Origin of the sequence: Streptomyces sp. NPDC051452, from assembly GCF_044454765.1 — a bacterium.
In the GTDB taxonomy this organism is placed as follows: domain Bacteria; phylum Actinomycetota; class Actinomycetes; order Streptomycetales; family Streptomycetaceae; genus Streptomyces.
Genome location: NZ_JBITEB010000009.1, coordinates 91,186 through 104,068, shown reverse-complemented (window position 1 = coordinate 104,068; position 12,883 = coordinate 91,186). Strand labels below are relative to the sequence as shown.

Genomic DNA, 12,883 nt, shown 5'->3' with positions numbered 1-12,883 from the left:
GCGCCATCCTCATCCGTCCCCGGGTGCCGAACCGCCCGGAGGCGGATGCGTTGGCCGTTCGTGCGCTCCGGACGATGAAGAACACATCGCGAGCCGGGAGGAACGATGCGGGACCGGACACTGAGCAAGATCGGCACACGGCTGTTGCGTCTGCGCCACGACTCGTCGCAGAGCTCAAAGGACCGGGCGGCGCCGGCCGGCTACGGACTGGACCGCGGGCAGGTCACCGCGTTCGTCGCCGGCACCCTGGACGCGGAGGGCGAGGCGGCGCTCGCCCATCAGGTGGCGCGGCTGCTGCCCTTCCACTGGACCTGGCCCAACCGGGTCGCGGAGGCGATGTCGCAGATCATGGACCACTTCGGTGATCAGCGTGAGCTGATGGACTGGCTGGATCGGCACCCCGGCCTGCCCCGGCTGGTGGCACGCCTGTACGTCTTCATAGGCCTCCTCGACTGTTACAGCGCGGTGCCCGCGGTCGTGACCGCGATGCGTGAGTACCGGGAGCGGACACCGTATCCGCCAGGCCTGAAACCGTACTTGGTGCCTGCCACGGATGACGACACACTCGCGAGCATTGCTTTCAAGGTCGAGAAACTGCTCAGCGAGGAGCGGACCCAGGAGGCCGTCGAACTGGCTCTGGCCACTGCGGCATGGCTGCAGCAGATCGCGCCTCGGGCGCGGGAACTGAGCCCTGAGGTCGGCGACTTGGACGAGCTGATGGGTCAGGCTCAGCAGGATATCCGGGCGGCAGCGGCCGACACCTGAACACGACAGTCGATGCGGTGGTGAACAGGCGTGACGGTGAAACTGAACGCGATGGCGTTCGACCACGCGAAGAAACTGACCGAAGAGGGCCGGATCGTCCTGGACGAGCGGGACGAGTGGAGCGAGCACCGGCCTTCGGCAGCGGACGAGAACACCTACCTCGAGCAGCACGGATTCAACGAGTACGCCAGGTGGTACCTGGGCATCGACGACGAGATGGGAGAGGAGACAAAGGGCCGGTACAAATTCCCCTACGGCGATTTCGAGCGAGTCCACCGCTGCGGTGTGCTCTCCGCCGAGGTCCGTGCCGCACAGCAGAAATACGCCGACATCGAGAACGCCGCCGCGCACCTGCTCAAGCGGGCCGGGAACCGGTGACAGCGCCGAAAAAGCGCACCCTCACCCGGCCCCCGGCGACGGGTCCTCCAGTGGCGCTAGGCGTCGTCGCCGCGCTCGCCCTCCGCCTGGGACGGCTCGCTCCGGGAGACGTCCGGGTGCTGTTCTGTCGCGGTACGCTCGCCCGTCTCGTCCCGCTCGCCCTCGGCCTGCGAAGGTGTGCGCGAGTACCAAGCGTCGTAATCAGGGGCTCCGGATTTCATGATGGGCCCTCCTTCGTCGCTTATGTCCATTCTTCCCTCTCGGGCCGCGGTGGAACGTCTGCGGCCTCACCGTGTGCCATCCGGCATCTGGCAGCCTCAGCGATGACGTGGGCGGCCACGCTGGTACTGCTTCGGCCATGGGACGTCGTCACCGAGCACGCGGGCCGCGCGGAGCGGCCAGGTCGGGTTGCGCAGCAGTTCGCGCGCGAGCATGATCGCGTCGGCCGAGCGGTCCACGAGGATCTGGTCGGCCTGCTCCGGCGCGGTGATCAGGCCGACCGCGGAGACGGGCAGTGCCGCGCCCTCCCGGACGGCTCGGGCGAAGGGCACCTGGTAGCCGGGCTCCACTTCGATACGGGCGTTGTGGACGAGCCCGCCGCTGGTGACGTCCACCAGATCGACGCCGTGGGCCACCAGGTGCCGCGACAGCTCGACCGTCTCCTCCGGGGTCCAGCCGCCGTCGGCCCAGTCCGTGGCCGAGAAGCGGACGAACAGCGGGCGATCCTCGGGCCACTGTGCCCGTACGGCGTCGGTGACCTGGACGAGGAAACGGCTGCGCCCGTCGAGATCGCCTCCGTACTCGTCGCGGCGGTGGTTGGACAGCGGTGACAGGAACTGGTGCAGCAGATAGCCGTGCGCGGCGTGGATCTCCAGGACCTGGAAGCCGGCGGACAGCGCCCGCGCGGCGGCCTCGCCGAAGGCCCGGACCAGAGCGCGGATGTCGCCCGCGCCGAGCTCCCGTGGGGCCGGCCAGTCGCCGAACGGCAGCGGTGACGGTGCCACCGTCTGCCATCCTCCGGCCTCCGGTTCCACGTACCCGTCACCCTCCCAGGGCGGTGCCGTCGAAGCCTTGCGGCCGGCGTGGGAGATCTGGATGCCGGCGATGGCTCCCTGCCCGTGGACGAAGTCGGTGATCCGCTTGTACGCGGCGGCCTGCCCGTCATCCCAGATGCCGGCGTCGGAAGGGGTGATCCGGCCTTCGGGTTCCACGGCCGTGGCCTCCTGCATGACCAGGCCGGATCCGCCGCGTGCCAGGGAGCCGAGATGGACCAGATGCCAGTCCTGCGGATAGCCGTCGACCGAGCTGTACTGACACATGGGGGCCACCCAGGCCCGGTTCGGGAAGGTCGTGCCGCGGAGGGTGAACGGCGAGAAGAGACGGCTCATCGAAGGCCTCGCAGGGGGATGTGGGACGACTGGTACCAGCCGTCGAGCCGTGACGGCCCGGGCTCCGGGGCTCCCCTCACGGTGGGCACACCCGAGTACCCGGCCGCCCGTGGCACACACCATTGGCCAGACGCGCTCACGCGCGCGGATGATGTGCGCCGAGGCCGGGCTGTGGGCCGGCCTGGTCGCCGGCCTCACTCAGCCAAGACGTGGAAGAAGCCGGCTACAGCCCGGAACGAAGTTCGTCGCGCCGTCGAGGCCCTGCAAACGCCTCCGACCGCGGCCGATGTCGCAGCGGCCGAGGCGCCCGCCCCGGAGCAGGAGCCGCGGAACATGACCATTGCCGGGCAGCTCCCCGGCCTGGTCGGCGAACGCTCCGCCGCCGGGGACCACCGCAGCCCGCTCGGGCTGGTGACACGGATGCGCGAGGGCTTCCAGCGCATGGACGCGGCAGACTACGAACTGCCGCGGATCGGCGAGATCATCGCCTACATCGACAAACCTCGACCGCTGCCCGTCCACCCACCCGCGACATCGACCGTCCCCAACATCGACGCGTTCGTCCGACAATTTCGCTATCCGGCGGCCGGAGCGCCGCGATACACAACCGCCGTGCAAAGAATCTTGGAGTTCCCCGAGGTCCTGCGGCTGATCGAAGACCGCTCGGCCGCGTTCCGCGCCGCGATCGCGTCCGCCCCCGACCTTGACGTCCAGATCCCGACCTGCCCGGACTGGACGCTGCGCGAACTGGCGCAGCACCTCGGTGACGGCCGCCGCCGCCAGGCCGCCATCGTCGCGGCGGGTCCGGGCGCCGAGCCCCCGGCGAGGACGGACCCGAAGGGCGCCCCGACCGCGCCCCGCGACCACGAAGCCCTGGACGCCCGGCTCGCCGAGTCGACCGAGCTCATGCTCGCCGCGATGCGCGAGGCCGGCCCGGACCGCGGCTGCTGGACCTGGTGGGGCCGCTCGCAGGCCCCGGAGACCAGCGGAGCCGTGGCCCGGCACCAGATGCAGGAGATCGCCCTCCACACCTACGACGCCCAGCTCGCCCAGGGCGCCGCCCAGCCGTTGCCGACGGACGTCGCGGTCGAGGGCGTCGATGAGTTCCTGACGACCATCTCGGCGACGACCGTCCCCTGGCCGTTCAAGCCGGCAACCATCGACCTGCACACGACCGAGGGCCGCTCCTGGCGCCTGACCCTGAACGCCGCCGGCGTCCGCTGTGACGACCTCGCCGCCGACGCGGAGCCGGGCGACATGGCGCTGCGAGGCGCAGCGAGCGACCTGGTCCTCTCCTTCTACGAGCGCGTTCCGCTCGACGTCCTGGAGACCACCGGCGACACCGAGCCGCTGGAGCAGCTCGCAGGCTGGGATCCGGACGCGTAAGGGGGCGCCACTGGGCCCGGGGTCGCGGACATCGCGCGGCCGCGGGCCGGCTGCGGGCCTACTGGCTGGACAGTGCCGGGAGTTGGCGCCGCCGTCATGGCGCCTGTCGGTTCGAACTGAGTGCTATAATCCCTGCGTTGGCCTTCGGAGCACCCAACTGGTGCGCGCGAAGGCTTTTTTCATGTCTTCCCACACATCCGAACCCAGCGCTCCTCCCCCGACCGGCTATCGCACCCTGCTCCGCAACCGTGAGTTCGCCGGCCTGTACGCCGCTTTCGCGCTGACGGCCGGCGCGAGCACCCTGTCGGGCTTCGCACTCGGCTCACTGGTCGAGCAGCAGACCAAGTCCCCTTTCCTCACGGCCGTGAGCATGTACGGCGCCACGTTCACGACGGTGCTCGGCGCATCGACGCTCATGTCGGTCGCGGACGGACGGCGCCCTCGCCGGACCCTCCTGGCGCTCCAATGCCTCTCGCTGGCCGGTGCCGCCGCGCAGGCGATTCCGGGACTGCCACTGGCCGCCCGCTTCGGTCTCCTGCTGGTGTCGGGGTTCTTCCAGTCCCTCGGCACCGGTACGCGGATGGGCCTGCTCGCCGAAGTCGTGCCGACCTCCGGGTACGCGTTGGCGCGGTCGCTCATGAACATCACCTCGGGTGGCATGGCGATTTGCGGCTACGCCGTCGGCGCGGTGCTGCTGCGATATCTGAGCCCGTATGAAGTCTTCGTCGTCGCCGTCGCCCTGACCGGTGCCGGGGTGGGCGTCGTGGCGATGACGGTCCGGGAACATTCCATCCGCCTGACCCGTCGCCCCGGTCTCCGTCGGACCTGGACGACCAACGTCGCGCTCTTCTCTCACTCCGGACGGCGGGCGCTGCTGCTGAACCTGTGGGTTCCCAACGGACTGATCGTCGGCTGTGAGGCCCTGTTCATCCCTTACTCCCCCGATCGGGCGGGCCTCCTCCTGGCCGCCGGGTCGGCCGGCATGCTCCTCGGAGACCTGGTCGTCGGTCGACTGCTCACCGCCGCCCGGCGACGGCGCTACGCGTTCGCCCTCCGGCTGGTGCTCGCCGCGCCGTACCTGCTGTTCGCCGCCGATCCGCCCACCGCGGTGATCGCGGTCGCGGTGTTCGTCGCCGGCGCCGGGTTCGCGGCGACCCTGCCGCTCCAGGAGCGGCTGCTGGCGCTGACCCCGGATCCGGTACGCGGCCAGGTCCAGGGTGTCGAGTCCGCCGGCCGGATGACGTGGCAGGGCATCGGGGCCGCGATCGCCGGCGGTGTCGCCCAGTACCTCTCCCCCGGCGTCACGATGACCGCCATGGCCGCCCTCTCCCTCGCCGTCACCGTCTTCTCCCGGCCCTTCGTGCTCCGCGCCCGCCCGGATCGAGTGGGGACCGAGGCGGGAGAAGGGATCCCGCGCGCACGGGCCGCGGAAGTCCGGCCGGAACCGTGAGCCGGCCTCGCCGAGGCTCTCCGGAACGTGGGGTCCGGCACCACCGTGGGTGCGCCGCCGGGCACGCGCTGACGCGGTGACCGGACGGCTGGCGGTCAGGTTCCCGGGGTCGCGGTCAGGACGAGGGCGGCCTGGTCGTCGTCGATGCCCATGGTGCCGGTGAAGTCGCGCACCGCGCGGGTGAGCAGGTCGACGATGTCCGATGCCGTGTGGTGCGAGGTCACGGCCAGTGCGCGGGCGAGGCGGTCTTCGCCGAACTGCTCTCCGGTGTCGTTGCGGGCCTCGATGATGCCGTCGGTGTAGAGGAGCAGGCTCTCGGCCGGACGGAGATGGAGGCGCAGGACTTCCAGCTGCGGAGCGGGGGTGATGCCCAGGAGTGAACCCTCACTGTGCAGGGGGCGTGCCCGACGGGCGTCGATGCGCAGGGGGAGGGTGTGGCCGGCGCGGACGAGCTCGATGTCGAGGCCTCCGCCGGCGGAGGGGGTGAGGTGCCCGTAGACGAGCGTGACGAATCCGGTTCCGTGACTGTGGGGCCGGTCGAGCAAGGCCTTGTTGACCGCGCGGGCGACCGCGTCGGGCCCGGGCAGGAGCGGGGCGACGGCACGGGCCGTGTGGCGGACGAGGGCGGTGGTGGTGGCGGCGGTCGCGCCACGGCCGCAGACGTCGCCGAGCATGAACGCCCAGGTGTCACCCGCCAGGCGGAAGACGTCGTAGAAGTCGCCGCCGATGTCGAGTCCCTCTCCGGCGGGGTGGTAGTAGGTGGCGATCTGGGAGGCGGGCAGCGTCGGCACCTCGGGAAGCAGGAGCCCGGCCTGGAGGTCCCTGGCGAGGGTGACGCGATGGGTGTACTGGCGGGCGTTCAGGGCCGCCGAGGCCGCCCGGCGCGCGAGCTCCTCGGTGAGGGTGACGGTGTGCCCGTCGAAGGTGTCCTCGTCGGTGGTCAGCAGGGTCAAGGTCGCGAAGGTGCGGCCGCGGTCGAGCAGGGGCACGCACAGGTACCCGGTGACCTTGAGGTCGTACCAGGGTCCGGGGCCGGTGGGCGTACGGCGGGCGACCTCGCTGACGCCGGAGGCCAGGACGCGGGCGACGGCGTCGTCGGCGGCGTCGTAGACGGGAATGTGGGAGGCCAGCAGCCTCTCGTCCGCCGGGGTCGGGCCGCTGGTGGCGATGCGGCGTACGCGGCCGGCCTCGACGATGTCCACGGCGCACAGCGGCGCCAGTCTGGGGGCGCACAGCGTGGCCAGGCGCTGCAGGGTCTGGGTGTAGTCCAGGTCGGAGGTCAGGGCGGTGCTGGCCTCCAGCAGGAAGGCCAGGTCGTCGCGGGCGGCCTTCTCCTTCGCCTCGGCGGCCGCGCGGGCCCGCTCGGCGTGGTGGCCCTCGATGGCCAGGGCGGCGGTGCCGGCGAACACCCTCGCGAGGGCGAGGTCCGCGTCCTGCGGGGTGCGCGGGACGCGGTGGTACATCGCGAACGTGCCCAGCAGCGAGCCGTCGCGGGCCAGGATCGGGGTCGACCAGCACGCCGCGACCTTCGCCCGCTCGGCCAGATCGCGGAAGTCGTCCCAGAAGGGATCGGTGGCGATGTCCGTGACGATCACCGGCTGACGCCGGTGGGCCGCCGTGCCGCAGGACCCGACGCCGTCGCCGGTGGCGATGCCGTCGATGGCCTGGTTGTAGAAGTCCGGCAGGCTGGGCGCGGCGCCGTGGCGCAGGTGCCGGCCGTCGGCATCGGCCAGCAGCACCGAGACGAGGACCTCCTCGGGCGCGAGTTCCTCGATGACGCGGGCCATACCGTCCAGCACCTGCTCGAGCGGCGCCTGGCGGGCGATCTGCTCCAGCAGCGCCTGGTGCTCGGCCGTGAGCCGCTGCGCCTGCATGACCTGAGTGGTCTCCACGCCGATGACCCGCACGCCGACGACATTGCCGCCCGAGTCCAGCCGGGGTTCGTAGGTGAAGTCGAAGAAGGCCTCGCGCGCGCTGGAGCCCGTCCCGAGAAGCACGCGGGCGCCGCGGCCGGTGTGCCGTTCGCCGGTGCGGTAGACGCGGTCGAGCAGCCCGATGAATCCCTGTTCGGCGAGCTCGGGCATCAGTTGAGCGATCGGTACCCCGGTCCGTGCGCGGTCGGGGCCGCCGATCGCGGCGAAGAACGCGGCGTTGGCCGCCTCGATCATGTGTGCGGGACCGGCCAGCGAGGCGAAGAGGGCCGTCGACTGACCGAACAGGGTGCGCAGGTCGTGTTCGGTCGTCCGGAGTTGTCCCGATCCGATGCCTGGTTCGTCCGTTTCTGCCGCGACGGCCAGTGAGGGGTGCTGCTGCGGAACGCGGGTCATGCCTGTGTTACCTCTCAGTCGCCGAACACGGTGCGGCCGACAGGCCCTCGCCGCTGGATCCGGCGCCTCGGCCGGCGGCCACGGCATCCGGTGCTGTGCTGTGTGCCGGGATGGCCTGGTCCAGCCCTGTCAGTGAGAACACGCGCGCCACGGAGACGGGCACCGCCGCCAGGCGAAGCTCACCCCCGTGTCCGACCAGCCGCAGGTGTACGCGGATCAGGCAGCTGATGCCCGAGGAGTCACAGAACTCCAGCGCCGTGCAGTCGACGACGATCAGTGCGGGCCGAGGCGCTTCGGCGAACACCTTCTCGGCCGCTTCCTCCAGCTGGACAGCGCTTGCGTAGTCCAGCTCACCGCGCAGGAGGAACAGCCACGCCCCTCCCGTCGGTCTGACCTCGACCGAGAACACCCTCAGACGCCTCCATCTCGCTTCATCACGGATATCCCGATAATAGGGCTGTACACGCGCGAGACCTGAGGCCGCCCGCGCCCCCGGCGCATCGCGCGCACCGCCGGTCCGGTACGGCGGCATGCCGGCAGCCGGCCGGGTACGGTGTCGGCCAGGGGTGGATGTCGAGCCCCGCCAGGGGATCGTCCCGCGTGCCTGCTCGGCATTCTCCGTACGCTCGACGGCGGCCGACGATAGAGTGGCCTGGTCGGCGACGCGGGCACGGACCATACCCCATCCGACGAGTGCCGCGGCCACGACGCTCAGCACGAGGCCGGCGGATGTGACCGCCGCACGAAACTGCGCGGTCTGGTCGGTGCTCCACTGCGAGGTGGCGATGTCGCCGGTGAAGAGCGTCGCGAGGAGGGTGCCGCCGACGGCGACACCGATCGCGGTGGTGACCTCGCCGGCCGTGTCGACCAGCGCCGCTCCGATCGTCGTACGGTTCCGCGGGAGGCCACGCATCACGTTGGTCCCTGCGACGACGCCGACCACGCGCATACCGGCGGCGTTGAGCGCGAGCGCGATGGCCACCCATGGATACCCGAAGCGGCCCAGCGCACCGTAGACGACCAGTCCACACACGACTGCCGCTGCGCCGAGCCGGGCGGCCTTGTCCAGCCCGACGCGTTCGACCAGCGGGCCGATGACAGCGCCGCCCGCGATGAGGACGACGACCTGCGGCAGCATCCCGAGGGCCGCCCGCGCGGGCGTCCAGCCCCAGTCGAGCTGTAGTTGCAGCGTCACCAGGTAGCCGAGGCCGGCGGTCGCCAGTCCGGCCGCCCCCTTGAACGCCAGGCCGCTCGAGACCAGTGGGCGGGAGAGGAGGTCGATGTCGAGAAGCGGGCAGCGGGTCGAACGCTCGCGGACCACGAAGAGGACCCCCGTCACGATGGCTGCCGCCGCGGTCAGCCACGGGAGATACGACTCGGTGCCCACCTGGACGAACAGCGTCGGTGCGATCAGTGCGAACACGATCGTGGCCGTGCCGAGCAGGGCGCCGACGGCATCGATCGGGTCGCGGTGCAGTTCGGCCGCCCGGTCGGCGGGGATACCGCGTCGAATGCCGACGAACGCGAGCGCGGCGATCGGCACGTTCACCAGCAGCAGGGCCTGCCACGGCGCGAAGGCGAGTACGAAACCACCCGCCGTGGGTCCGATGCCGAGCCCGACCAGGCCCACCGTCGATATGAGCGTCGTCGCGCGGACGCGGAGCCCGTCGTCGTCGAACAGCCGGAACGCCAGGGCGAGAGAGCCCGGCGTCGTCATCGCGGCCGCGACGCCCATCACGGACCGAACGGCGATGAGTTGCCCCGCCGTCGTGACGAACGCGGTGGACAGACTCGTCACGCCCAGCAGCACCAGCCCGACCAGCATGACCTTGCGTCGGCCGACCCGGTCGGCCAGCGCACCGAGGGCCAGCATGAACCCGCCGAACACGACGGCGTACGCGCTGGTGACCCACTGCAGCGCCGTCGCCGACGCGGACAGCTCGCGTCCGATGGTGGGCAAAGCGACGTTGAGGATCGAGTTGTCGAGCATCTCGAACAGGAACACGGCCGAGAGCCCGGCGAGGGCTGTCCACGCGTCCCGGAGGGATCGTGGCGAGCGTGAAGGTCCGGCCGGTTTTTCGAGGTTCTCGGCGACATCCCGGTGATGGCCACTGTTCACTGCGCACTCCTTCGAGGTGAAGAAGTGGCGGGTCGTCAGACGCCGCGTACGCGCGTGAGGGGCTCACGTTTTTACTCCCGGTGAGCCCACCGTAACACGAGGCCCGAGACCGACCTCGCCTGCCCGACCAGGAGGGTCAGCCCGTGCCGTTCCTCCATCAGCCACACGCCGACGGGGAGGGCCGGGGGCGGGGTGCGGCAGGAGGTCGCGCGGGTTCCGTCGCGCGTGGCCGCCCCGCCCCCGACTGCGATGCGCCTACCCCCGTTTCCGTTTGTAACGCCTTTGCATACTCCGTCCGGTTCGTGACCGGTTCCGTGTGCGCGGGGCGGCATGCGTCAGGGCCCGGCCGTCGTGACGGCCGGGCCCTGCGATGCGGTGTGTCGGCGAGTGCGTTCAGGTCACCATCGATACCAGCGACCTCGACCACCGCCGGCGCTCGTGGAGCGCATGACGAACCCGAGGAGCCAGAGCACCAGGACGGCGATGGCGACCCACCAAAGGATCTTGATGGCGAAGCCGGCACCGAAGAGGATCAGCGCGAGAAGCAGAACGAGAAGCAGGGGAACCATGGTTATCGACCTCCTGGCGGCCGTGTGCCCCGCGATTCCTGCTCCACTCCACGATCACGCCTTGTTTGTGGAGGGAAAGGCGGGGCACCAGGGCGTTACCGCGAAAGCGGAACAGTAGCTATGAGGAGGCGCATTTCCATGACTGCCGGCGAGAAGGCGAAGGCGAAGACCGAGCAGGCCAAGGGCCAGGCCAAGGAGGCCACGGGACGCGCCGTCGGGAATGACCGCATGGCTGCCGAGGGGCAGGCCGAAAAGCGCACGGGTGATGCCCGTGAGGCCAAGGAAAAGACCAAGGACACTTTCAAGCACTGAGTCCTCTCCGAATCCTCTCACCGAAGAGGATCCGAAACGGGTCTTCCCTCGATCACCTCGGGGGAAGGCCCGTTTCACCTGTGCCCCGGTCACCCGGACAGCCAGGCGGCGGCTGGTCAGTTCAGCGTGAACTTCTGCGCTGTGGCGCCGTTGCAGTCCCAGATCTGCAGGCGCGTACCGTTGGCCGTCGCGCCGTTCGGTGAGTCGAGGCAGCGGCCCGACTGCGGATTACGCAGCGAACCGTCCGCCTGCTGCACCCACTTCTGACCGCCCACGCCATTGCAGTCCCACAACTCGACCCTGGCACCGTTCGCCGTACCGTTGCCCTCGATGTCCAGGCACCGGCCCAGCGTCGTCAGCGAACCGTCGGAGCGGTGGTACCAGTGCTGGTCCAGTGCCCAGGACTGGCAGTCCCACAGCTGCACCGCCGTACCGTTCACGCCGGTGTCGTCCGCGTCGACGTCCACGCATTTGCCGCCGGGGGCCGCCGTCGTGCCGCCGCCGTTCACGGAGAACTTCTGCGCTGTGGCGCCGTTGCAGTCCCAGATCTGCAGGCGCGTACCGTTCGCCGTCGCGCCGTTCGGTGAGTCGAGGCAGCGGCCCGACTGCGGATTACGCAGCGAACCGTCCGCCTGCTGCACCCACTTCTGACCGCCCACGCCATTGCAGTCCCACAACTCGACCCTGGCACCGTTCGCCGTACCGTTGCCCTCGATGTCCAGGCACCGGCCCAGCGTCGTCAGCGAACCGTCGGGGTTGTGGGTCCAGTGCTGGTCCTCGGCGTAGGTCTGGCAGTCCCAGAGTTGGACTGCCGCGCCGTTCACGCCGGTGTCGTCGGCGCTGACGTCCACGCACTTGCCGCCGGGACCGGTGATGGTGCCTTGCGGCCCGTTGGGGACGTCCGTCTCGCCGGAGTACCCGACGGAGACGATGTTCGCCTGTACGGCGTTCTCGGCGGCGTCGGTCGGATATCCGGCGACCATCACGCCCTCGAAGAACGTTCCCCGGTTCCAGTTGCTGTTGTCGCCGCCGGTGCCGAGGATGATGCCGCCTTCCTGGTGCATGGGCCGGTAGCCGGCGCGCGTCGGCAGTCCGCCGTCCCACCACGTCGTCAGCCCGCCGGAGCGGGAGTCACCGCCCTTGAGGGCGTAACGGGTCTGGCCGTCGTTCTTCAACACGGCTGTGACGAAGGGGGTGTTGTTGCCACGGTTGGCCGTGTTGGATCCGTTGTCGCCCTGGAACATGCCGTTCTCCAGGTCGGCCTCGACCCATGGCCCGGAGCCGGTGCAGGGTGCGAAGTAGCACGTGGTCGCGATGCTCATGGCGTCCATGTGTCCGTTGCCGGTGTCGGCCGGGGTGCTCTCCGCGTTCCCGTAGTCGAAGCAGCAGTCGGAGCCGACGTGGGTGCCGCTGGCCACCATGTAGGCGCCCTCGGGCCGGCCGTCGACCGCGACGCCGGACGCCACTCCGGTGTACCGGTAGCCGACACCGGGCGAGATCCACACGCCGTACACCTTGTGCCCGCCCGCGGTCACCGCGATCTCTCCGGCATCGGCACCGCGGTCGGCGCCCATGCCGGAGGTACCGGCGGGCCCCGGGGTGAGGTCGTTGTGCCGCGGAGTCTGGTCGTAGATCCTGGTGATGCGGCAGGACGTGTTCGCGCAGAACGTGTCCTGCCGTGCCGCGTTCGCGTAACCGCCCGGGGTCAGCGGCCCGATGTCCGCCGTCGCCCCGTCCGAGACACGGGTGACCTGGTAAAGAGGCCCGTTGTAGGAGGAGTACAGGGCTCGTACCGTGCTGTGCGCGGCGACGCAGGGGGTGCCGGCACCGCCGTAGATGTCACACGGCAGGGAGCCCGCGGCCAGCGACACGGCGGGAGAGCCGATCAGGAAGCCGAGGGCGAGGGCGAGGGTCGACAGTGCGACCGCCACGGTCCTCACCACCCGGCGTACTGGCGCGGGAGCGCTCCGCGGACCCACTCCGGGAGATCTCGGTTCGTCCATGACGCGTCCCCTCCGATGGTCGAATTTGTTGTCGACCACGTCACGAGCAGTCAACGTGGCGTCTCGATCAGGCGGGAACGTACGCATCACGTTCGAGAGCGTCAATATTTGTGTCTTTTATTTTGAAACCGCTTTGCAGCCCTGTCCGTTGATGTTCGTTTCTTGCGAGAGTGCACGTTGACGCGA

Annotated in this window: 11 protein-coding genes; 5 read left to right on the top strand and 6 right to left on the bottom strand. The window is 70.3% G+C overall.

From position 1 onward, the window contains the following. Positions 1–105: 105 nt before the first annotated feature. Positions 106–765, top strand: a complete 660-nt coding sequence (locus ACIBA9_RS21680) for a hypothetical protein (protein ID WP_399365225.1) — start codon at positions 106–108, stop codon at positions 763–765. Positions 766–795: 30 nt separating this feature from the next. Beyond that, entirely contained in the window at positions 796–1,143 is a 348-nt protein-coding gene (locus ACIBA9_RS21675; RefSeq protein ID WP_399365223.1) for a hypothetical protein, read from the top strand. 56 nt (positions 1,144–1,199) lie between these two features. Here ACIBA9_RS21675 and ACIBA9_RS21670 read toward each other — a convergent pair whose 3' ends face one another. Further along, positions 1,200–1,364 carry a hypothetical protein gene (locus ACIBA9_RS21670; protein ID WP_399365221.1) on the bottom strand — a complete coding sequence of 55 codons (165 nt, stop codon included), beginning with the start codon at positions 1,362–1,364 and terminating at the stop codon, positions 1,200–1,202. A 96-nt stretch (positions 1,365–1,460) separates the two neighbouring features. Then, positions 1,461–2,531, bottom strand: coding sequence for an NADH:flavin oxidoreductase/NADH oxidase (locus tag ACIBA9_RS21665; RefSeq protein WP_399365219.1), 1,071 nt, complete (start codon positions 2,529–2,531; stop codon positions 1,461–1,463). A gap of 612 nt (positions 2,532–3,143) precedes the next feature. On the opposite strand from ACIBA9_RS21665, the gene ACIBA9_RS21660 reads away from it, so the two are divergent. Continuing rightward, positions 3,144–3,917, top strand: coding sequence for a maleylpyruvate isomerase N-terminal domain-containing protein (locus tag ACIBA9_RS21660; protein WP_399365581.1), 774 nt, complete (start codon positions 3,144–3,146; stop codon positions 3,915–3,917). Between the two features lie 181 nt (positions 3,918–4,098). Then, entirely contained in the window at positions 4,099–5,367 is a 1,269-nt protein-coding gene (locus tag ACIBA9_RS21655) for an MFS transporter (protein WP_399365217.1), read from the top strand. 95 nt (positions 5,368–5,462) lie between these two features. Here ACIBA9_RS21655 and ACIBA9_RS21650 read toward each other — a convergent pair whose 3' ends face one another. The 3 genes from ACIBA9_RS21650 to ACIBA9_RS21640 all read right to left on the bottom strand — a co-directional run bounded on the left by ACIBA9_RS21650 (position 5,463) and on the right by ACIBA9_RS21640 (position 10,382). Beyond that, positions 5,463–7,694 carry a GAF domain-containing SpoIIE family protein phosphatase gene (locus tag ACIBA9_RS21650; RefSeq protein ID WP_399365215.1) on the bottom strand — a complete coding sequence of 744 codons (2,232 nt, stop codon included), beginning with the start codon at positions 7,692–7,694 and terminating at the stop codon, positions 5,463–5,465. Between the two features lie 7 nt (positions 7,695–7,701). Further along, a complete protein-coding gene (locus ACIBA9_RS21645; protein WP_399365213.1) occupies positions 7,702–9,813 on the bottom strand; it encodes an MFS transporter in 2,112 nt (703 codons plus the stop codon). A 398-nt stretch (positions 9,814–10,211) separates the two neighbouring features. Next, positions 10,212–10,382 (bottom strand): hydrophobic protein, encoded by a 171-nt coding sequence (locus ACIBA9_RS21640; protein WP_362156372.1) that lies wholly within the window; start codon positions 10,380–10,382, stop codon positions 10,212–10,214. Positions 10,383–10,520: 138 nt separating this feature from the next. Here ACIBA9_RS21640 and ACIBA9_RS21635 point away from each other — a divergent pair, with 138 nt between their 5' ends. Beyond that, a complete protein-coding gene (locus tag ACIBA9_RS21635; protein WP_399365211.1) occupies positions 10,521–10,694 on the top strand; it encodes a CsbD family protein in 174 nt (57 codons plus the stop codon). A gap of 116 nt (positions 10,695–10,810) precedes the next feature. Here the strand turns inward: ACIBA9_RS21635 and ACIBA9_RS21630 are convergent, their stop codons facing one another. Then, complete coding sequence (locus ACIBA9_RS21630) at positions 10,811–12,697, bottom strand: arabinofuranosidase catalytic domain-containing protein (protein WP_399365209.1); 1,887 nt, start codon at positions 12,695–12,697, stop codon at positions 10,811–10,813. Positions 12,698–12,883 lie beyond the last annotated feature (186 nt).